Consider the following 19,787-nt stretch of genomic DNA (forward strand, 5'->3'; position numbering starts at 1 on the left):
GCACAGCTTTCTTCGGAGGTCATCCCATGGCACGGCGATACGACTGCGCGGACGCGACCGACCGGGCGACCGGCCTGCGCGAAGCCACCTCGGCGGTCAAGCGCGGCGAACTCGTCGTGCTGCCCACCGACACCGTCTACGGCATCGGCGCCGACGCCTTCGACGCCGAGGCGGTAGGCGACCTGCTGGAGGCCAAGGGCCGCGGTCGCAACATGCCCTCGCCCGTCCTGGTCGGCTCGCCCAACACCCTGCACGGCATCGTCACCGACTTCTCCGAGCAGGCGTGGGAACTCGTCGACGCCTTCTGGCCCGGCGCGCTGACCCTGGTCACCAAGCACCAGCCGTCGCTCAGCTGGGACCTCGGCGACACCCGCGGCACCGTCGCCGTGCGGATGCCGCTGCACCCGGTCGCCATCGAACTGCTCACCGCCACCGGCCCGATGGCCGTCTCCAGCGCCAACCTCACCGGTATGCCCTCGCCGCAGGACTGCGACGCCGCCCAGGGCATGCTCGGCGACTCCGTCGCGGTCTACCTCGACGGCGGGCCCACCCCGGCCGCCGTACCGTCGTCGATCGTCGACGTCACGGGCAAGGTGCCGGTGCTGCTGCGGGCCGGCGCGATCAGCGCGGAGGAGCTGCGCACGGTCGTCCCTGACCTGCAGGAGCGGCGTTGACCACGCCCCCCGACGGGCGCGGCATACGCGGACACCCCGGGCACGTGCCGGCCGCCGTCCCCGGCGGCGCCGACGCCTTCCGCATCCTGCACGTGTGCACCGGCAACGTCTGCCGCTCGCCCATCGCCGAACGGCTCACCCGGCTCGGCCTGGTGCGCCGGCTCGGCGACGGCGCCGCCGGCATGATCGTGGAGTCGGCCGGCACATGGGGCCACGAGGGCGCCCCCATGGAGGCGCACGCCGCGGCCGTGCTCGCCGAGTACGGGGCCGACGCGTCCGGCTTCACCGGCCGTGAACTGCTCGACGACCACGTCATCGACGCCGATCTGGTCCTGACCGCGACCCGCGACCACCGCTCCCAGGTGATCTCGATGGGCCACGCGGCGGGCCTGCGTACCTTCACCCTCAAGGAGTTCACCCGCCTGGTGCGGGCCATCGACACCACCACGCTGCCCGAGGGCAGCGTGACCGAGCGGGCCAGGGCGCTGGTACGGGCCGCCGCGGCGCTGCGCGGCTGGCTGCTGGCCCCGAGCCCGGACGCCGACGAGGTCCGCGACCCGTACGGCGCCCCGCTGTCGTACTTCCGCAGTGTCGGCGCGGAGATCCACGACGCCCTGGAGCCGACGGTCACCGCGCTGACCGGCGTCGGCGCCACCGTCCAGTCATGACCGCCCGGCCATGACCGCGCGGGCCGGTGCAACCGCGCGGGCATGCTGTGAGTCTCCCCTGGTGTTCGCCGACCCGGCCCGGCCACCACTAGGGTGTGACGCTGTGAGGTACCACCCCCGGACGTGTGCGCAAGCCCGCTACGCCCCCGGAACCGTCGGAGGCGGCTCGTGCGCGAGTATCTGCTGACCCTCTTCGTCTCCGCCGCGGTCACGTATCTGCTGACCGGACCGGTGCGGAAGTTCGCCATCGCCGCCGGCGCGATGCCGCCCATCAGGGCGCGTGACGTGCACCGCGAGCCCACCCCGCGGCTCGGCGGCATCGCGATGTTCGGCGGCCTGTGCGCGGGGCTGCTGGTCGCGGCGCACCTCAACGACATCGGCGACGTGTTCTCGGTGTCCAACGAGCCGCGCGCGCTGCTGTCCGGGGCCGGGCTGATCTGGGTGCTCGGCGTGCTGGACGACAAGTGGGGCGTGGACGCGCTCGTCAAGCTGGGCGTGCAGATGATCGCCGCCGGCGTGATGGTGCTCCAGGGCCTGACGATCCTGTGGCTGCCGGTCCCCGGCATCGGCCCGGTCGCGCTGACCCCCGTGCAGTCCACGCTGCTCACCGTCGCGCTGGTGGTCATCACGATCAACGCGGTCAACTTCGTCGACGGCCTGGACGGCCTCGCGGCCGGCATGGTGTGCATCGCGTCCATCGCGTTCTTCATGTACGCCTACCGCATGTGGTACGGCTACGGCGTCGAGGCCGCGGCCCCCGCGACGCTCTTCAGCGCGGTGCTGATCGGCATGTGCCTGGGCTTCCTGCCGCACAACATCCACCCGGCCAGGATCTTCATGGGCGACTCCGGGTCGATGCTGATCGGCCTGGTCTTCTCCTCGGCCGCGATCTCCATCACCGGGCAGGTCGACCCGGACGCGATCACGTCCTTCACCGGGTCGACCCGGCAGACCGTGCACTTCATGGTGCCGGTCTACATGCCGCTGCTGCTGCCGCTGACGATGATCGCCATCCCCGCCGCCGACCTGGTGCTCGCGGTGGTGCGCAGGACCTGGCGCGGGCAGTCGCCGTTCGCCGCCGACCGCGGCCATCTGCACCACCGGCTGCTGGAGATCGGGCACTCGCACAGCCGGGCGGTGCTGATCATGTACTTCTGGTCGGCGCTGTTCGCGTTCGCCGCGGTCGCGTTCTCGGTGACGTCGTCGAGCCTGTGGATCGTGCTGGTGATCGTCGCGCTGAGCGCGCTGGGCCTGGTCGTGCTGCTGCTGCCGCGCTTCAAGCCGGCCGCCCCGGACTGGGCCGAGGCCGTGGTGCCGCCGCGCTACCGGCGGCGCAGGCGGCGGCTGGCGGCCGGTGCCGCCGCGGCCGAGCGGGAGATGCGCTCGGCGGACCGCCCCGCGCTGCACGGCTCCACCGCGATCGGCGCCCGGGCCAGGGTCGCCGACCGGCGCCCGGACCGCCGGTCGGCCACCGCCGCCCGCCGCGATGTGAGCCGAGACGTAACTCACCCATAACGGGCGGCGTGTCGCGACCACAGTCTTGTGACAGGCAGCACATCTCCATGGTAAAGACCGCATCAAATACTTTGTGATACCGTTCACGAAAGCAGGGCACGCGTCGTTGGACCCCGTGAGCGGTCGACCGGCGTGAGGCACGTCCTCGGTCCCTGACTACGCTCGTCTCCGACGACATCCGCTTGCCCCAACTCCCGCCGGAGGAGCCGTCACCATGCAGCAGAACGACGCCCGAATCCTCAGGGGAGCCGCGTACGTCGCCGCCCCCGTCGGAGTTGTCGCCACCGTCCTCAGTGCCGTGCTCGCGGGCGAAAAGGGCTTGCTCGGCGGCCTGATGGCGGTCCTCGTGGTGGGGGTCTTCTTCGCCTTCGGCTCCTGGGCCCTGATGACCATGACCGCCGAGCGCCCGCAGATCGCGATGGCCGCCGGCATGCTGGTCTACGCCGTGCAGATCCTGATGATCGGCGTCTTCATCGTCGTCTTCAAGGACACCACACTCTTCAGCGGCAAGGCCTTCGGCCTGAGCCTGCTGGCGACCGCCCTGTCCTGGGTGGGCGGCCAGGTCAGGCAGAGCCTGACCTCCCGGATGCTCTACGTCGACCCCGTCCCGTCCGTCCCGCCGGCCGAATGATGCGCGGGGCCAAGGGCCGGGTAAAGAGGCTGCAATTCCATCTGCTATCGTCCGGAAACGCATCTGGACGTGGAGGCCCCTCTCACCTGGAGAAGGTGCTGCCCCCGCGCCCATCGGTGTACTCGGAACCGGCGCCGCGGACGCGGCGCGGAGCCCGGGTTCCCGGTCTTCGATGCGGGCTCCCAGCGGACAGTGGTGACTTCGCCACGCCTCGTCCGCCGTGCCGACCAGCGGCCTCACCAGCCGCGCTGACACACAAGGTTGCCGTTACTTATGCGTCACGACGAAGGAGTCACGGGTGAGTGCCCACACGCTGCTCGCTGAGGCTGGCTGTCACATCAAGCAGGACTGCGGTTTCCCTGCTCCGGGCCTTCACTCGTTCGACTTCAAGCCGATCTTCAGCATCGGCAGCTTCGACTTCACCAAGCCGATGCTGCTGGCGATCCTCTGCATGCTGCTGGTGGTGGGCTTCTTCTGGGCCGCGTTCAACAAGCCCAAGCTGGTCCCCGGCAAGCTCCAGCTGGTCGGCGAGATCGGCTACACGTTCGTGGCCCGCAGCATCGCCCGCGAAGTCATCGGCAAGAAGGGCGACAAGTACGTCCCCTTCCTCACGTCGATCTTCTTCTTCGTGTGGTTCATGAACATCATGTCGATCATCCCGTTCGCCCAGTTCCCGGCGACCTCGCGGTTCGCGTTCCCGGTGGCACTGGCGGCGCTGGTCTTCATCACGTACATGTACCTCACGTTCAAGACGCACGGCTTCCGCAAGGGCGTCAAGAACCTGGTGTGGATCTCGGGCCTGCCCAAGCCGCTGGTCCCGCTGATCGTGCTGCTGGAGTTCATCCAGAACGTCATCACCCGCCCGTTCACCCTCGCGGTCCGGCTGTGGGCGAACATGTTCGCCGGCCACATGCTGATCGTCATGTTCAGCGTCGCGAGCTGGTACCTGCTGACGCCGACCTGGCTGACGGCGGTGTCCGCGGGCTCCTTCGGGCTGGCGATCTTCATGACGGCCTTCGAGCTGCTGATCCAGTTCCTGCAGGCGTACATCTTCACGCTGCTGGCCTCGATCTACATTCAGGGAGCGCTCGAAGAGGGCCACTGAGCCCCGCACCGAGCCGCCGCCCGTACGACCCACCACCACAGACCTCCGCTGGGAAGCCCCCCAACGGACCGCATCAAAAAGGAAGACAGGGAAATGTCTGCCGAGCTCGTTAACCTCGCCGCTGCCACCACTCCCGGCCGCCTCGGCGCGGTCGCCTACGGCCTCGCCGCCATCGGCCCCGGCGTGGGCATCGGTCTGGTCTTCGGTCACTCCATCGAGGCGATGGCCCGCCAGCCCGAGGCCATGCCGATCATCCGCACCAACATGTTCCTCGGCTTCGCCCTCTGTGAGGTGCTCGCGCTCCTCGGCCTGGTCGTCCCCTTCATCTTCCAGAGCTGACCGGCGCCCACCGCCAGCAGCCACTCGACGAAAGGTTCAGACATGATGACCTTCCTTGCGGAGGAGGGGGCGCAGAACCCGCTCATCCCCGACACCGCGGAACTGGTTGTCGGCCTGCTCTGCTTCTTCATCGTCTTCGGCCTCCTCGGGAGGAAGCTCCTGCCGAACATCCAGAAGACCCTTGCGGAGCGGCATGACGCGATCGAGGGTGGCCTGGAGCGGGCGGAGAAGGCTCAGGCCGAGGCCAACCGCACGCTGGAGGAGTACAAGGCGCAGCTCGCCGGCGCCCGCCACGAGGCGGCCCGGATCACCGAGCAGGCCCGCGAGCAGGGCGCGCAGATCATCGCCGAGATGCGCGAGGAGGGCCAGCGCCAGCGTGACGCCATCGTCGCCGCCGGTCACGCCCAGATCGAGGCCGACCGCCGCCAGGTGACGGTCACGCTGCGCCAGGAGGTCGGCCGGATCGCCACCGACCTGGCCGGCAAGCTGGTCGGCGAGTCCCTGGAGGACTCCGCCCGGCAGAGCCGCACCATCGACCGCTTCCTGGACAGCCTGGACGACGCGTCGACGGCTGAGGCGGCGCGATGAACGCCGGAACGACGAGCCGGCGAGCGTACGCGACCGTCGGCCTCGGCGCCGCGTACGCGGCCGAGCGAGCCGGGGAGTGTGACCGATGAACGGAGCGAGCCGCGAGGCGCTGGCCGCTGCCCGTGAGCGGCTGGACGCGCTGACCGACAACGTCTCGGTCGACGCGACCCGGCTGGCCGACGAGCTGGCCGCCGTGACCGCGCTGCTGCAGCGCGAGTCCGGGCTGCGCCGCGCCCTGACCGACCCGGGCCAGCCCGGTGAGGCCAAGGCCGCGCTGGCCCGGCGGCTGCTCGGCAGCCAGCTCGGCGCCGACAGCACCGACCTGGTCGCCGGCATGGTGCGGGCCCGCTGGTCGCAGTCCCGCGACCTGGTGGACGCGCTGGAGGAGCTGGCCGACACCGCCGACCTCACGGCGGCCGAGAAGGACGGCAGCCTCGACGACGTCGAGGACGAGCTGTTCCGCTTCGGCCGGATCGCCGCGAACAACAGCGAGCTGCGCGCGGCGCTCGGCAGCCGGACCGGCGAGGACGCCGCCAAGGCGCAGCTGCTGCACACGCTGCTGGGCGGCCGTGCCAAGCCGGTCACCGAGCGGCTGGTCGTACGGCTGGTGACCGCACCGCGAGGACGTAGCCTGGAGGGCGGGATCGAATCCCTGTCCAAGCTGGCCGCGGCCCGCCGCGGCCGGACGGTCGCCGAGGTGGTCTCGGCGACCCCGCTCAGCCAGACGCAGCGGCGCCGGCTCGCGGACGCCCTGGCCCGTATCTACGGCCGCCCGGTGCACCTGAACCTGGACGTGGACCCCTCGGTCCTCGGCGGGGTCCGGGTCCGGGTCGGTGACGAGGTCATCAACGGCACGATCGCGGACCGCCTCGACGAGGCGACCCGCAGGATGGCCGGCTGACCGGGCCGACCGCACCGGCGGGCGCTGCCGGCAGCCGCCGACCAGCGCCGACCGGCCCTGACAAGCGCACACAAGCACCACAGACAAGCACTGACGGCCCGCGTTGGGCCGAACGCCCCCAAGAAGACTTCGGGCCCAACAAGGAGAGCAGGGAACCCAGATGGCGGAGCTCACGATCCGGCCGGAGGAGATCCGGGACGCGCTGGAGACCTTCGTCCAGTCGTACCAGCCGGACGCGGCCTCGCGCGAGGAGGTCGGGACGGTCAGCGTTGCCGGAGACGGCATCGCGAAGGTCGAGGGCCTGCCCTCGGCGATGGCGAACGAACTGCTGCGGTTCGAGGACGGCACGCTCGGCCTCGCGCTGAACCTGGAGGAGCGCGAGATCGGCGCGATCGTCCTCGGCGAGTTCAACGGCATCGAGGAGGGCCAGCCGGTGCACCGCACCGGTGAGGTGCTCTCCGTCGCGGTCGGCGAGGGCTACCTGGGCCGGGTCGTCGACCCGCTCGGCAACGCGATCGACGGCCTCGGCGAGATCGAGACCGAGGGCCGCCGCGCCCTCGAACTCCAGGCCCCCACCGTCATGCAGCGCAAGTCGGTGCACGAGCCCATGCAGACCGGCCTGAAGGCCGTCGACTCCATGACCCCGATCGGCCGCGGTCAGCGCCAGCTGATCATCGGCGACCGGCAGACCGGCAAGTCGGCCCTGGCCATCGACACGATCATCAACCAGCGCGACAACTGGCGCAGCGGCGACCCGAAGAAGCAGGTCCGCTGCATCTACGTCGCCATCGGCCAGAAGGGCTCCACCATCGCCGGCGTGCGCGCCGCGCTGGAGGAGGCCGGCGCGCTGGAGTACACCACCATCGTCGCCGCCCCCGCGTCCGACCCGGCGGGCTTCAAGTACCTGGCCCCCTACACCGGCTCGGCCATCGGCCAGCACTGGATGTACCAGGGCAAGCACGTCCTGATCGTCTTCGACGACCTGAGCAAGCAGGCCGACGCCTACCGCGCCGTGTCGCTGCTGCTGCGCCGCCCGCCGGGCCGCGAGGCCTACCCCGGCGACGTGTTCTACCTGCACTCCCGGCTGCTGGAGCGCTGCGCGAAGCTCTCCGACGACCTGGGCGCCGGCTCGATGACGGGCCTGCCGATCGTCGAGACCAAGGCCAACGACGTCTCGGCGTTCATCCCGACCAACGTGATCTCCATCACCGACGGCCAGTGCTTCCTGGAATCGGACCTGTTCAACGCCGGTCAGCGCCCCGCGCTGAACGTCGGTATCTCGGTCTCCCGCGTCGGCGGCTCCGCGCAGGTGCGCGCGATGCGCTCGGTCGCCGGCCGGCTGCGCGTGGACCTCGCCCAGTTCCGCGAGCTGGAGGCCTTCGCGGCCTTCGGCTCCGACCTGGACGCGGCGTCCAAGGCGCAGCTGGAGCGCGGCCAGCGGATGGTCGAGCTGCTCAAGCAGGGCCAGTACGCACCGTTCCCGGTCGAGGACCAGGTCGTCTCCATCTGGGCCGGCACCACCGGCAAGCTGGACGACGTCCCCGTCGTGGACATCCGGCGCTTCGAGCGCGAGCTGCTCGACTACCTGCACCGCGAGCACAAGTCGATCCTCACGGGCATCGTGGAGACCGGCAAGCTCGAGGACGGCACGATCGACGCGCTCACCGAGGCGGTCTCCTCCTTCAAGAAGCAGTTCGAGACGTCCTCGGGCGCGCTGCTGGTCGAGGGCTGATCGCATGGGCGCACAGATTCGGGTCTACAAGCGCCGGATCAAGTCCGTCACCGCCACGAAGAAGATCACCAAGGCGATGGAGATGATCGCCGCCTCGCGCATCGTGAAAGCACAGCGCCAGGTGGACGCCTCCTCCCCGTACGCCGATGAACTGACCCGTGCGGTGACGGCCGTCGCGACCGGCTCCAACACCAAGCACCCGCTGACGACCGAGGTCGACCAGCCGACCCGCGCCGCGGTCCTGCTCATCACGAGCGACCGCGGCCTGGCCGGCGGCTACTCGTCCAACGCGATCAAGGCGGCCGACCGGCTCACCGAGCGGCTGCGCGCGGAGGGCAAGGAGGTCCTGCACTACCTCGTCGGCCGCAAGGCGGTGGCGTACTACTCCTTCCGCGACCGCGCGGTCACCGACTCCTGGACCGGCTTCTCCGACAGCCCGCAGTACGCGAACGCGAAGGCGGTGGCGACACCGCTGATCGAGTCGGTGCTCAAGGAGACCGCCGAGGGCGGGGTCGACGAGCTGTATGTCGTCTTCACCGAGTTCGTCTCGATGATGACGCAGACCCCGGTCGACCGGCGGCTGCTGCCGCTGGCGGTGTCGGACAAGTCCGTCAGCACCGACAAGCAGCCGCAGGCCAGGGCGCAGTACGAGTTCGAGCCGTCCGCCGAGGGCGTGCTCGACGCGCTGCTGCCGCGCTATGTCGAAAGCCGCATCTACAACGCGATGCTGCAGGCCGCCGCCTCCGAGCACGCGGCCCGCCGCCGGGCGATGAAGTCGGCGACCGACAACGCGGAAGATCTCATCAAGTCGCTCACGCGGCTTGCCAACGCGGCCCGACAGGCCGACATCACCCAGGAAATCAGCGAGATCGTCGGCGGCGCCAGCGCTCTTGCCGACGCGAACGCGGGGAGTGACTGACCACATGACTGCCACTATTGGCACCGTTGAAACCACCGCCACCGGTCGGGTGGCGCGGGTCATCGGCCCGGTCGTCGACGTGGAGTTCCCCGTCGACGCCATGCCCGACATCTACAACGCCCTCAAGGTCGACGTCGCCGACCCGACGCAGGCCGGCGCGACCAAGACGCTGACCCTGGAGGTCGCCCAGCACCTGGGCGACGGCCTGGTCCGCGCGATCTCCATGCAGCCCACCGACGGCCTGGTCCGCCAGGCCCCGGTGACCGACACCGGCGACGGCATCACGGTGCCCGTCGGCGACGTCACCAAGGGCCGGGTCTTCAACACCCTCGGCGCGATCCTCAACGAGCCGGAGGCCGAGTCCGAGGTCACCGAGCGCTGGCCGATCCACCGCAAGGCCCCGGCGTTCGACCAGCTCGAGTCGAAGACCGAGATGTTCGAGACCGGCCTGAAGGTCGTCGACCTGCTGACCCCGTACGTCAAGGGCGGCAAGATCGGCCTGTTCGGCGGCGCGGGCGTCGGCAAGACCGTGCTCATCCAGGAAATGATCATGCGTGTGGCCAAGCTGCACGAGGGCGTTTCCGTCTTCGCCGGCGTCGGCGAGCGCACCCGTGAGGGCAACGACCTCATCGCGGAGATGGCCGAGTCCGGTGTGCTCCCGCAGACCGCGCTCGTCTTCGGCCAGATGGACGAGCCGCCGGGCACCCGGCTGCGCGTGGCGCTGGCCGGCCTGACCATGGCGGAGTACTTCCGCGATGTGCAGAACCAGGACGTGCTGTTCTTCATCGACAACATCTTCCGGTTCACCCAGGCCGGTTCCGAGGTCTCCACGCTGCTCGGCCGCATGCCGTCCGCGGTGGGCTACCAGCCGAACCTCGCCGACGAGATGGGCCAGCTCCAGGAGCGGATCACCTCGACCCGCGGCCACTCGATCACCTCGATGCAGGCGATCTACGTCCCCGCGGACGACCTGACCGACCCGGCGCCGGCCACCACCTTCGCCCACCTCGACGCGACGACCGTGCTCTCGCGGCCGATCTCGGAGAAGGGCATCTACCCCGCGGTGGACCCGCTGGACTCCACGTCCCGCATCCTGGACCCGCGCTACATCTCGCAGGACCACTACGACACCGCCTCGCGCGTCAAGGGCATCCTGCAGAAGTACAAGGACCTCCAGGACATCATCTCCATCCTCGGTATCGACGAGCTCGGCGAGGAGGACAAGCTCACCGTCTCGCGGGCCCGCCGCATCGAGCGCTTCCTGTCGCAGAACACCCACGCGGCCAAGCAGTTCACCGGTGTGGACGGATCCGACGTGTCGCTCGACGAGTCGGTCGCGGCCTTCAACGCGATCGCCGACGGCGAGTACGACCACTTCCCGGAGCAGGCCTTCTTCATGTGCGGTGGCCTGGACGACCTCAAGGCGAACGCCAAGAAGCTCGGCGTCAGCTGACCCAGGGCGGCACCGAGGGGGGCAGCCGGCATCTGCCCCCCTCGCGCAGCCCTTATTCTTTGTCTTACGCACCCCCGTCCTCCGGTGGGTGCCGACCCGAGGAGCCGTCTTGGCCGAAATTCACGTCGAGGTGGTGGCCGCGGACCGCAGCATCTGGTCCGGCGAGGCCGCCCTGGTCATCGCCCGGACCCTGTCGGGCGACATCGGCATCATGCCGTCGCACGAGCCGGTGCTCGGGGTGCTGCACTCCGGCCCGGTGACGATCCGTACCACCGACGGCGGCACCGTGGTCGTCGCGGTGCACGGCGGGTTCCTCTCCTTCGCCGACAACAAGCTCTCGGTGCTCGCCGAGATCGCCGAACTCGCCGAGGAGATCGACGTCGCACGGGCCGAGCGGGCGCTGGAGCGCTCCAGGTCCGAGTCCGACGCGGGGGCGCAGCGCCGCGCGGAGGTCCGGCTGGCCGCCGCGGCGGGCGCACACTAGACGACAACCGCACCCGCGTCCGGCCGGGCGCGGTGCGCGGGAGAGCAGGACGAGCAGGACCACGGCGCCGCGGGTCGCCCCTCAGGGGGCGGCCCGCGGCTCCGGTAGTGATGTATCCGAGTGATGTGCCAGACGTCGGCGTATCGGCGTGATGTGTCCGACGACAGTCAGGGCGGGAGCCAGGAGAGGAGGCCGGTGGACATGATCCTCTCCGTCGAGGTGATCGGCGCGGTCGTGGCCGCGGTGTTGCTCGGGCTCTTCGTCTTCGGGCTGCGGCGCCGGCTCATCCAGCGCTCCGGCGGCACCTTCGACTGCAGCCTGCGGCTCGCCCCGCCGGAGGGCAGCGAGCCGGGGGGCAAGGGCTGGGTGTACGGGGTGGCCCGCTACAGCGGCGACCGCGTCGAGTGGTTCCGGGTCTTCTCCTACGCGCCCCGGCCGCGGCAGGTCCTGGAGCGGCACGCGATCGAGGTCGAGGGACGGCGGGAGCCGCACGGCACCGAGGAGCTGGCACTGCTGTCGGACGCCGTCGTGCTGGCGTGCGAGCACCGCGGGCTGCGGCTGGAGCTGGCGATGAGCGACGACGCGCTGACCGGCTTCCTGGCCTGGCTGGAGGCCGCCCCGCCGGGCCAGCGCGTCAACGTCGCCTGAGCCGTACGGCCGCCCCGGTCGGTCAGCGGTTCTCGCCCGGCACCCACAGCACGTCGCCCTGCTCCTTGTTGGCGGTGCGGGCCAGGATGAACAGCAGGTCCGAGAGCCGGTTGAGATACGTGGCGGTGAGCGGGTTCATCGTCTCCCCGTGCTCGGCCAGCGCCGCCCACGTCGAGCGCTCGGCGCGGCGCACCACCGTGCACGCCTGGTGCAGCAGCGCCGCGCCCGCCGTGCCGCCGGGCAGGATGAAGCTGCGCAGCTTCTCCAGGCCCTCCAGGTAGGTGTCGCAGTCGGCCTCCAGCCGGTCGACATAGGACTGCTCCACCCGCAGCGGCGGGTACTGCGGGTCGGGCACCACCGGTGTCGCCAGGTCCGCGCCGACGTCGAACAGGTCGTTCTGCACGCGGACCAGGACGGCCGCGACGTCCGGCGCGAGGCCGCCGAGCGCCAGGGCGGTGCCGATGACGGCGTTCGCCTCGTTGGCGTCGGCGTACGCGGCGATCCGGGTGTCGGTCTTGGCGGTACGGCTCATGTCGCCGAGCGCGGTCGTGCCGTCGTCGCCGGTGCGGGTGTAGATGCGGGTGAGGTTGACCATGCGCTGAAGCGTAGAGCGTACGGGGGAGCGGGCGGGGCAGCGGCGGTGTGTGCGACCAAGGACACACGGTGACGCGGCCGACATCATGCTGCGCCCGGGCCGCGGGCGGCGCTAGGGTCCCAGCGAATACCCCGAGGGAGAGGTGTGTGCCGTGGCGAAGAAGCTCGCCGTCGTCGGAGCCGGACTGATGGGCGCGGGCATCGCGCAGGTGGCCGCGCAGGCGGGATACGAGGTGACGCTGCGGGACATCACCGAGCAGGCCCTCACCCGCGGCACCGACGGCATCAAGTCCTCCTACGACCGCTTCGTCGCCAAGGGCAAGCTGGAGGCCGCCGACGCCGAGGCCGCGCTCGCCCGTATCCACCCCACCACGGACCTCGGCGCGGTCGCGGACGCCGACCTCGTGGTCGAGGCGGTCTTCGAGCAGATCGAGGTCAAGCAGGAGATCTTCCGCGAGCTGGACCGGCTCGCCGCGCCGGAAGCGGTGCTGGCGTCCAACACCTCGGCCATCCCGATCACCAAGATCGCCGCGGCGACCGGGCGGCCCGAGCGGGTCGTCGGCACGCACTTCTTCTCGCCGGTGCCGATGATGCAGCTGTGCGAGCTGGTCCGCGGCCACAAGACCAGCGACGAGACACTGGCCCGCGCCCGCGAGTTCGCCGAGAGTGTCGGCAAGACCTGTGTCGTCGTCAACCGCGATGTCGCCGGCTTCGTCACCACCCGGCTGATCTCCGCGCTCGTCGTCGAGGCCGTCAAGCTGTACGAGTCCGGGGTCGCGACCGCCGAGGACATCGACACCGCGTGCCGGCTCGGTTTCGGCCACGCGATGGGCCCGCTGGCCACCACCGACCTGACGGGCGTGGACATCCTGCTGCACGCCACCGGCAACATCTACGCCGAGTCGCAGGACGAGAAGTTCGCCCCGCCGGAACTGATGCGACGCATGGTCGACGCGGGCGACCTGGGGCGCAAGAGCGGCCAGGGGTTCTACCCGTACTAACCGACGTCACTCACAGGAGTGAATTCGGTATCGGTTCGCTCACAGACGGCAACTTCTCTTTGCGATGGGCCGTCAGTTGTGTGAAGACATACGGACCACAGATATCCGCCGGTGCCGAACTCTTCGGGAGACTGATCATGCATATCAGGGGCGATCACGCCAAGCTGGTCGTCGGGGGCCGCCTCGACGTCCGCAGCGCGGCGGACGCCCGTACGGCCCTGCACACCGCGGTCGACGCCGGCCGCGGTGACCTGGTCCTGGACCTCACCGAACTCGACTCGTGGGACGCGACCGGACTCGGCGTCATCATGGGCGCCCACCGCCGGGCCGGCCGCGCCAACCGCCGGCTCGTGCTGCGCAACGTGCCGCCCCAGATGCAGCGGCTGCTGGTCGCCACCCGGCTGCACCGCATCCTCGCGATCGAGGCCGAAAGGTGACGTAAGGGCACCCTCGGCCCCCCTGCGCTTCATAGAAACCGCCCGAGCCTCTAGAGTCGTCACGCGGATTGCCCGCAGGCGTGCTCTCCCGTACGCCGGACCAGGGGAATCGCCCACGCCTGCCCGCGCGCACGGCGGCCCGCGGCGCCCCTGACGTGACGCACGTGACGCACCACACGAGGGCGTAATGGACATGGACGAGCACAACGGCGAGCCCGGCGAGCACTCGGGGCAGGACGAGCCCTTCGACGCGTTCGGCGTCAGGAAGGGCGCGGGGGGCGGCGGCGCCGACCGGGGGGCCGGCGAGCGCGGGGCACTCGTGCCGTACCAGCAGCCGCAGGCCCCCGAGCCCTACGACGCCCTCGCCGCCGCGGACGCGCCCGACCCCAGCGCCTTCGACGGCCTGCGCCCGGTCGAGCCCTCGCTCTTCGACGCCGCCGCCCCGCTGCCCAAGGCGGTACGGGCCGCGCGCGAGCCGCTGGAGCTGCTGGCCGGGCCGCGCACGGCCGGTGCCGGCACCGGCGGGGTCCGGCGGGTCGCCACCGCGGAGTACGTACTGACCCTCAACGCGGTCGACGGCACCGAGGTCGCCGTGTGCCCGCCCGAGGAGCGGCATACGCCGGTCCGCCGTACCAAGGACGAGCGCGCCGCCCACCAGGCCGCCGGCCGGCCCGCCCCGCCGCCCGGCCCGCCCGCGCCCGAACTGCCGCTGCTGGAGCGGGAGGAGGAGCGCGAGCGGATCGTGCGGCTGCTGTCCCGGGGCGGCTCGGTGCGCGTCACCGGCTCCTCCGGCGCCGGCCGCACCGCGCTGCTGGAGTCCGCCGCGAAGGCTGGCGGCGAGCTCGCGCCCGACGGCGTGCTGTGGCTGTCCGGCTACCGCCGCACCGTCGGCGACGTCCTCCAGGAGCTGTACGCGACCGTCTACGCCGGCGCGGAGTACCGCCCCGGGCGGGCCGAACTGCCCGCGCTGCTGCGGGAGATCGGCGCGGTCGTGATCGTCGACGACATCGAGTTCGGCGGCACCGCGCTGGCCGAGCTGCTCGCCGCGGCGCCCGAGTGCGCGTTCCTGCTGTCCGCGACGCCCGAGGTGCCCGCGCCCGCCGCGGAGTCCGGCGTCGAGGAGGTCTACCTCGCGGGGCTGTCCCGCACCGGCTGCGTCGACCTGCTCACCTTCGCCGCGGGGCGGCCGTTGGACGAGGACGAGACCGCGTGGGCGGCCGACCTGTGGTTCGAGTCCGAGGGGCTGCCGCTGCGGTTCGTCCAGGCCGGCGCGCTGCTGCGGCAGCGGGACGCGCTGCGCTACCCGCCGGAGCCCGACTGGGACGACTCGGTGTGGGAGAACGGCACGCCGGCCGAGCCCGCGGGGCCGCCCATACCCGACCTCACCGGCTTCGACGCGGTCCCCGGTGTCCCCGGCGCCGGGGGCGGCGCCGCCGCCGATCCGGACGCGCCGCTGCCGATACCGCCGGTCGCGCCGCCGACCCCGCGGATACCCGTCACCGAGGTGCCGCTGCCCTCCCTCGCGGAGAGCGCCGCGCCCGCCGACCTGCTCGCCTCACGGCTCAGCGAGGCCGCCCGGGAGGCGCTGGCCTTCGCCGTGGCGCTGGACGGCGAGATACCCCACCCCTCGCACCTGCCGGCGCTCGTCGGCGACACCCACGGGGACGCGGCGCTCGGCGAGCTGACGTCCGTCGGCCTCGCGGTGCCCGTCGCCACGCACTACCGGCTCGCCGCCGGGGTCGCCCAGCAGCTCGCCGCGGCGCTCACCGCCGAGGGCGAACTCAGCGAGGTGCAGGCGCACACCGCCGCGCTGCACTACGCCTGGTGGACCGGCCACCCCTCCGTCAGCCCGGAGCGCGCCGCCGCGGAGTCCGAGGCGATCATCGCGGCGATGGCCGCCTGCCGGGACAACGGCAACGCCACGGCCGCGGTGCTGCTGGCCCGCACCGTCGCGCCCGTCTTCGCGGCGGCGCTGCACTGGGGGGCGTGGGAGCGGACGCTGCGGATCGGCCAGGAGGCCGCGCGGCTGTCCGGGGAGGTCGCCGAAGAGGCGTACTTCCACCATGAGCTGGGCGTCCTGGCACTGTGCAACGGCACGACGGACCGGGCCCGGGCGGAACTGGAGGCGTCCATCGCGCTGCGGGGCGCGCTCGCCGACCGCAAGGGCACGGTGGTCGGCCGCCGCACCCTCGCCCTCGTCGAGGACGCGTCCCCGACGCCCCCGCCCGCCCTGGACCCGGCGTCCCCCTTCGACGAGCCCCCCGCCCTCCCGCCCGCCGCGACGGCCCCCCTCCCCGTCACCCTCCCGCCCGGCCCCAAGCGCCTCGCCCTGGTCGGCACCCGCCGCAACCTCGTGGCCGCGAGCACGGGGGTCCTCCTGGCGGCGGTCCTGGGCACGATCGTGACGCTGGGCGCGACGTCCGGAGCGGACGGCTCCGACCAGCGCAACCAGGTCAAACCCCTGGACACCGCCTCCGACACGGGCGACCCCTCCACGGCCCTCCCCGACCCCCTGACGACTGCGCCGTCCGCGCCCCCATCCTCCTCGCCGGCCAGCACGTCACCTACTCCCTCGACCTCGCCCACAGCGAGCGTCCCCCAGCCCGGTACGTCCCAGCCCCCGCCCCACCCCGGCACCGGCTCCACGACCCCGCCCCCGTCCTCCCCTTCCCAGGGCCACCCGAAGCCCCCCAAGACGACGCCGCCGACCCAGCCGACGACGCCGCCGACCACCCCGCCCACCACGCCGCCGGACACGGGATCACCGAGCCCGACGGATACAGCTGACAGCCCGACCGCGACACGCTCCGTTCCGGTGGAGCCGCCCGCCCCCACGTCCGAGAGCGCCGCAACGCAGTCCGTCACGCCGACGGACGACGCCACCGACTAGGGCCTTACGGCTGCGCCGCGGGGCGCCCCCCAGGGGCGCGGGGAACTGCGCGCTCAGCCGGCCACCGGCCGGTGGTCCGGATCGGACCGAACAGCCCCTTTGGGTCGGTGACGACCTGCAGGCCGCATATGGCTGGTCGCGCAGTTCCCCGCGCCCCTGGGGGATACCCGGCGGCGCAGCCGCAAGCCCCCGGCCGGGACGCCCACGCGGCGGCAGCCGCAGATCAAACACAGCCCCGCGCCCCTGAAAAAGCACCCCGCGGCGCAAGCCGCAGCCGCGGGGTCGGGCGCAGTCCGAAGCTCAGAAGAGGCGGAGCTTGTCGTCCTCCAGGCCGCGCATCGCGTCGTAGTCGAGGACGACGCAGTCGATGCCGCGGTCGGTGGCGAGGACCCTCGCCTGTGGCTTGATCTCCTGCGCCGCGAACACGCCCCGCACCGGCGCAAGGTGCGGGTCACGGTTCAGCAGCTCAAGGTAGCGCGTGAGTTGCTCGACGCCGTCGATCTCGCCGCGGCGCTTGAGCTCGACCGCGACCGTACCGCCGGAGGCGTCTCGGCAGAGGATGTCGACGGGGCCGATCGCCGTGGGGTATTCGCGGCGGATGAGGGTGTAGCCCTCGCCGAGGATCTCGATGCGGTCGGCCAGCAGCTCCTGGAGGTGCGCCTCGACGCCGTCCTTGATCAGGCCGGGATCCACCCCGAGCTCGTGGGACGTGTCGTGCAGCACCTCCTCTATCGTGATGACGAGCTGCTCACCGGCCTTGTTGACGACCGTCCAGATGCCGTCCTCGCCCTCCTTGAGGGTGCACGGCGGGGACATCCAGTTGAGCGGCTTGTACGCCCGGTCGTCCGCGTGGACGGACAGGCTGCCGTCGGCCTTGATGAGCAACAGCCGGGTGGCGGACGGGAGATGGGCGGACAGCCGGCCCGCGTAGTCGACGGAGCAGCGGGCGATCACGAGGCGCATGGTCGCTCACGCTACCGGACGCCGCCCGGGGCCGAAAAATGGCCGGTTGTGGGTACCGTCTCCTGGTGCGGGTGGCGTTGCGCGCCTACGGTGGGGAACCGGAGGCCGACGTGCGGTGACCCCGCCTGCCGTGCTCCTCCGTGATCCCGTCCGTACGGCCCCGTGCCCACCACGGGGTCACCGAGAGGAGTAGCCATGTCGCTCGACGTCTCCGCGGCCCTGCTCGAACAGGCCGAGCGAGGCGAGGTCGACGAGCAGGAGTTCGTCGACTGCGTCCGGACGTCCCTCCCTTACGCGTGGGAGCTGATCAGCTCACTGGTGGCGCAACTCAAGGTCGACGGAGGGGACTTCGCGGACAACCTGGTGCCGCCGCCGAGTGAGCGCGAGCGCGGCCAGTTGCTGCGCGCGCTGGCGAGCGATGCGATCCGCGGCGCCCTGCAGCGGCACTTCGGGGTGCGGCTGGCCTTCCAGAACTGCCACCGCGTCGCGGTCTTCCCGCTCGACGCGGCCGACAGCGCGAGCCTGGCCGACTTCACGTCGGTGCGCTCGCAGATCCTCAACCAGTCGCCGGAGCTGCGCGACTGCTGACCGGCGGCGAGGCAAGCGGGCGTGCTCCCGCGGCGGGCCGTGCCCGTACGATCAGGCCAGTTCCGGGAGCACGTCACCGCCGAGCCGTGCGACGTTCTCCAGCGTCGTGTCGAGGTCGCCGGAGCCTTCCACCAGGAGGGCGAAGCGGGTGATGCCGGTGCGCTCCGCGGTCGCGGCGAGCCGGTCGGCGCACAGCCGCGGCGGGCCGACCGGGTGCAGCGAGCACAGCAGTTCGGTGTACGCGTGCGGGTCGCGCATCGCGCGCGGGGCGCCGTCCACGGTGCGGTGGGCGGCCAGGCCCTGCTGGAGCCAGCCCGGCATGGCCTTGCGCAGCGTCTCCGCGGCGGCGGCGCGGGTGTCGCCGACCTGCGCGACACCGGCCGACACATGCCCGGCCGCGGCGACCGCCTCCGGCGGGTGGCCGGCCTCCAGCGCGGCCCGCCGCCACAGCGCGACCATGCCGGCCTTCTCCTCGTCCCCGCAGTGCATGCCGAGCAGCATGGGCAGGCAGCGCTCGGCCGCCAGCCGCACGGTGCCCGGCGACGTACACGCCACCACGACCTGCGGGCCGCCCCGTACGGCGTCCGGCGCCATCTCGTCGGCCCGCGGCACCACCGGCACCCGCGGGAAGGCGTAGCGCGGGCCCGGCCCGTCCACCGCGGGCTCGCGCAGCCAGCGCAGCAGCAGGTCCAGCGACTCGGGGAAGCCCTGCTCGTAGGCGGCCCGTCCGCCGCCGAAGACCGCGAGGTCGATCCACGGGCCGCCGCGGCCCACCCCGAGGGTGAACCGGCCGCCGGAGACCAGGTGCAGCAGCGCGGCCTGCTCGCCGAGCGCGACCGGATGCGCGGTCGGCAGCACGCTCACCGCGGTGCCGACGCCTATCCGCCGGGTCCTGCCCAGCACCAGCCCGGCGAGCACCACGGCCGACGGGCACACCCCGTACGGCACGAAGTGGTGCTCGGCCAGCCACACCGCGTCCAGCCCGGCGGCCTCCGCCGCCTCGGCCGTCGAGACCGCCCGGTGCAGGGGTTCGGCCTGGCCCTGACCGGGGAACTGAGCCGCGAGTACGAATGTGCCCACGCGCATCGGCCCCTCCTTCCGTGTCCCTCCGTGCCCCTGCGTGACCCGCCGCGACCCGTCGTCCAGGTTCTTCCCCGACTCAGGTTCTTCCCCGACTAACGTCTGGCACGTGCCAAAGGCACGGCTTTCCACCGCGATTTCATGATTTTCTGCCGAGGTGTCGCGGATGCGTCCGTTCGGGCACCCGGGCCCCCGGCGCGTACCCTGGTCGGGACCGCGTAGCCAGCAGAGGGCGAGGTGTCCCGTGTCGCCGCGACGTAACCACCCGCACGGCGCCAGACGCCCCGCGCAGGACCGCGAGGAGTCCGGGGTCGGCGGCTCGGCCACCCAGGAGTGGCAGGGCGAGGAATGGGTCGTCCGGCCGATCGCCGGCTCGGCGTCCGCCAAGCACTACCGCTGCCCGGGCTGCGACCAGCAGATCCCGCCCGGCGTTGGCCATGTGGTGGCCTGGCGCGAGTACGACGGCCTCGACGACCGGCGGCACTGGCACCGCGCGTGCTGGAACGCCAGGGACCGCCGCACCAGCAAGGTGCAGCGGTCCCGTAACGCGCCCCGTTATTGAGCCGGGCCGGCGGCG

21 protein-coding genes are annotated in these 19,787 nt (G+C 72.0%); 18 read left to right on the forward strand and 3 right to left on the reverse strand.

Going from position 1 to position 19,787, the window contains the following annotated elements; all coding sequences use genetic code 11:
• Positions 1-26: 26 nt before the first annotated feature.
• The 13 genes from HCN08_RS16625 to HCN08_RS16685 all read left to right on the forward strand — a co-directional run bounded on the left by HCN08_RS16625 (position 27) and on the right by HCN08_RS16685 (position 11,657).
• Positions 27-674 (forward strand): L-threonylcarbamoyladenylate synthase, encoded by a 648-nt coding sequence (locus HCN08_RS16625; protein WP_167983875.1) that lies wholly within the window; start codon positions 27-29, stop codon positions 672-674.
• Positions 671-1,342 carry an arsenate reductase/protein-tyrosine-phosphatase family protein gene (locus HCN08_RS16630; protein WP_167983876.1) on the forward strand — a complete coding sequence of 224 codons (672 nt, stop codon included), beginning with the start codon at positions 671-673 and terminating at the stop codon, positions 1,340-1,342. Before HCN08_RS16625 ends, HCN08_RS16630 begins: the two co-directional genes overlap by 4 nt.
• 168 nt (positions 1,343-1,510) lie before the next feature.
• On the forward strand, positions 1,511-2,857 hold the full coding sequence (locus HCN08_RS16635) for an MraY family glycosyltransferase (protein ID WP_167983877.1): 1,347 nt from the start codon (positions 1,511-1,513) through the stop codon (positions 2,855-2,857).
• A 214-nt stretch (positions 2,858-3,071) separates the two neighbouring features.
• Positions 3,072-3,488 (forward strand): hypothetical protein, encoded by a 417-nt coding sequence (locus HCN08_RS16640; protein ID WP_167983878.1) that lies wholly within the window; start codon positions 3,072-3,074, stop codon positions 3,486-3,488.
• A 298-nt stretch (positions 3,489-3,786) separates the two neighbouring features.
• Positions 3,787-4,593, forward strand: a complete 807-nt coding sequence (gene atpB / locus HCN08_RS16645; RefSeq protein ID WP_167983879.1) for a F0F1 ATP synthase subunit A — start codon at positions 3,787-3,789, stop codon at positions 4,591-4,593.
• Positions 4,594-4,686: 93 nt separating this feature from the next.
• The gene (gene atpE / locus HCN08_RS16650) at positions 4,687-4,932 is read left to right on the forward strand and encodes an ATP synthase F0 subunit C (RefSeq protein WP_167983880.1); all 246 of its coding nucleotides are present in this window, start codon (positions 4,687-4,689) and stop codon (positions 4,930-4,932) included.
• 45 nt (positions 4,933-4,977) lie between these two features.
• On the forward strand, positions 4,978-5,520 hold the full coding sequence (locus HCN08_RS16655; RefSeq protein WP_167984007.1) for a F0F1 ATP synthase subunit B: 543 nt from the start codon (positions 4,978-4,980) through the stop codon (positions 5,518-5,520).
• Positions 5,521-5,605: 85 nt separating this feature from the next.
• Positions 5,606-6,421, forward strand: coding sequence for a F0F1 ATP synthase subunit delta (locus tag HCN08_RS16660; protein ID WP_167983881.1), 816 nt, complete (start codon positions 5,606-5,608; stop codon positions 6,419-6,421).
• Between the two features lie 160 nt (positions 6,422-6,581).
• Positions 6,582-8,153: a F0F1 ATP synthase subunit alpha gene (atpA, locus tag HCN08_RS16665; protein ID WP_167983882.1), complete on the forward strand. Its 1,572-nt coding sequence runs from the start codon at positions 6,582-6,584 to the stop codon at positions 8,151-8,153.
• Between the two features lie 4 nt (positions 8,154-8,157).
• The gene (locus HCN08_RS16670; RefSeq protein WP_167983883.1) at positions 8,158-9,072 is read left to right on the forward strand and encodes a F0F1 ATP synthase subunit gamma; all 915 of its coding nucleotides are present in this window, start codon (positions 8,158-8,160) and stop codon (positions 9,070-9,072) included.
• Between the two features lie 4 nt (positions 9,073-9,076).
• Positions 9,077-10,525 (forward strand): F0F1 ATP synthase subunit beta, encoded by a 1,449-nt coding sequence (atpD, locus tag HCN08_RS16675; protein ID WP_167983884.1) that lies wholly within the window; start codon positions 9,077-9,079, stop codon positions 10,523-10,525.
• 109 nt (positions 10,526-10,634) lie between these two features.
• Entirely contained in the window at positions 10,635-11,009 is a 375-nt protein-coding gene (locus HCN08_RS16680) for a F0F1 ATP synthase subunit epsilon (protein ID WP_206318866.1), read from the forward strand.
• Between the two features lie 201 nt (positions 11,010-11,210).
• Positions 11,211-11,657 (forward strand): DUF2550 domain-containing protein, encoded by a 447-nt coding sequence (locus HCN08_RS16685; protein ID WP_167983886.1) that lies wholly within the window; start codon positions 11,211-11,213, stop codon positions 11,655-11,657.
• A 22-nt stretch (positions 11,658-11,679) separates the two neighbouring features.
• Here the strand turns inward: HCN08_RS16685 and HCN08_RS16690 are convergent, their stop codons facing one another.
• Complete coding sequence (locus HCN08_RS16690) at positions 11,680-12,252, reverse strand: cob(I)yrinic acid a,c-diamide adenosyltransferase (RefSeq protein WP_167983887.1); 573 nt, start codon at positions 12,250-12,252, stop codon at positions 11,680-11,682.
• 151 nt (positions 12,253-12,403) lie between these two features.
• On the opposite strand from HCN08_RS16690, the gene HCN08_RS16695 reads away from it, so the two are divergent.
• From HCN08_RS16695 to HCN08_RS16705, 3 genes are all read left to right on the forward strand, one after another.
• Complete coding sequence (locus HCN08_RS16695) at positions 12,404-13,252, forward strand: 3-hydroxyacyl-CoA dehydrogenase family protein (protein ID WP_167983888.1); 849 nt, start codon at positions 12,404-12,406, stop codon at positions 13,250-13,252.
• A gap of 137 nt (positions 13,253-13,389) precedes the next feature.
• Positions 13,390-13,689: an STAS domain-containing protein gene (locus HCN08_RS16700; protein WP_167983889.1), complete on the forward strand. Its 300-nt coding sequence runs from the start codon at positions 13,390-13,392 to the stop codon at positions 13,687-13,689.
• A 193-nt stretch (positions 13,690-13,882) separates the two neighbouring features.
• Complete coding sequence (locus HCN08_RS16705) at positions 13,883-16,579, forward strand: ATP-binding protein (protein ID WP_167983890.1); 2,697 nt, start codon at positions 13,883-13,885, stop codon at positions 16,577-16,579.
• Between the two features lie 300 nt (positions 16,580-16,879).
• On the opposite strand, the gene nucS is transcribed toward HCN08_RS16705, so the two are convergent.
• The gene (gene nucS, locus HCN08_RS16710; protein WP_167983891.1) at positions 16,880-17,542 is read right to left on the reverse strand and encodes an endonuclease NucS; all 663 of its coding nucleotides are present in this window, start codon (positions 17,540-17,542) and stop codon (positions 16,880-16,882) included.
• 195 nt (positions 17,543-17,737) lie between these two features.
• Here nucS and HCN08_RS16715 point away from each other — a divergent pair, with 195 nt between their 5' ends.
• On the forward strand, positions 17,738-18,130 hold the full coding sequence (locus tag HCN08_RS16715) for an SCO5389 family protein (protein ID WP_167983892.1): 393 nt from the start codon (positions 17,738-17,740) through the stop codon (positions 18,128-18,130).
• Positions 18,131-18,181: 51 nt separating this feature from the next.
• Here HCN08_RS16715 and HCN08_RS16720 read toward each other — a convergent pair whose 3' ends face one another.
• Positions 18,182-19,216 carry an LLM class flavin-dependent oxidoreductase gene (locus HCN08_RS16720; protein ID WP_167983893.1) on the reverse strand — a complete coding sequence of 345 codons (1,035 nt, stop codon included), beginning with the start codon at positions 19,214-19,216 and terminating at the stop codon, positions 18,182-18,184.
• Positions 19,217-19,454: 238 nt separating this feature from the next.
• Between HCN08_RS16720 and HCN08_RS16725 the strand changes: the two genes are divergently transcribed.
• Positions 19,455-19,772, forward strand: coding sequence for an ATP/GTP-binding protein (locus HCN08_RS16725; protein ID WP_167983894.1), 318 nt, complete (start codon positions 19,455-19,457; stop codon positions 19,770-19,772).
• Positions 19,773-19,787: the final 15 nt, after the last annotated feature.

It is taken from the genome of Actinacidiphila epipremni (assembly GCF_012034175.1).
In the GTDB taxonomy this organism is placed as follows: Bacteria; Actinomycetota; Actinomycetes; order Streptomycetales; family Streptomycetaceae; genus Actinacidiphila; species Actinacidiphila epipremni.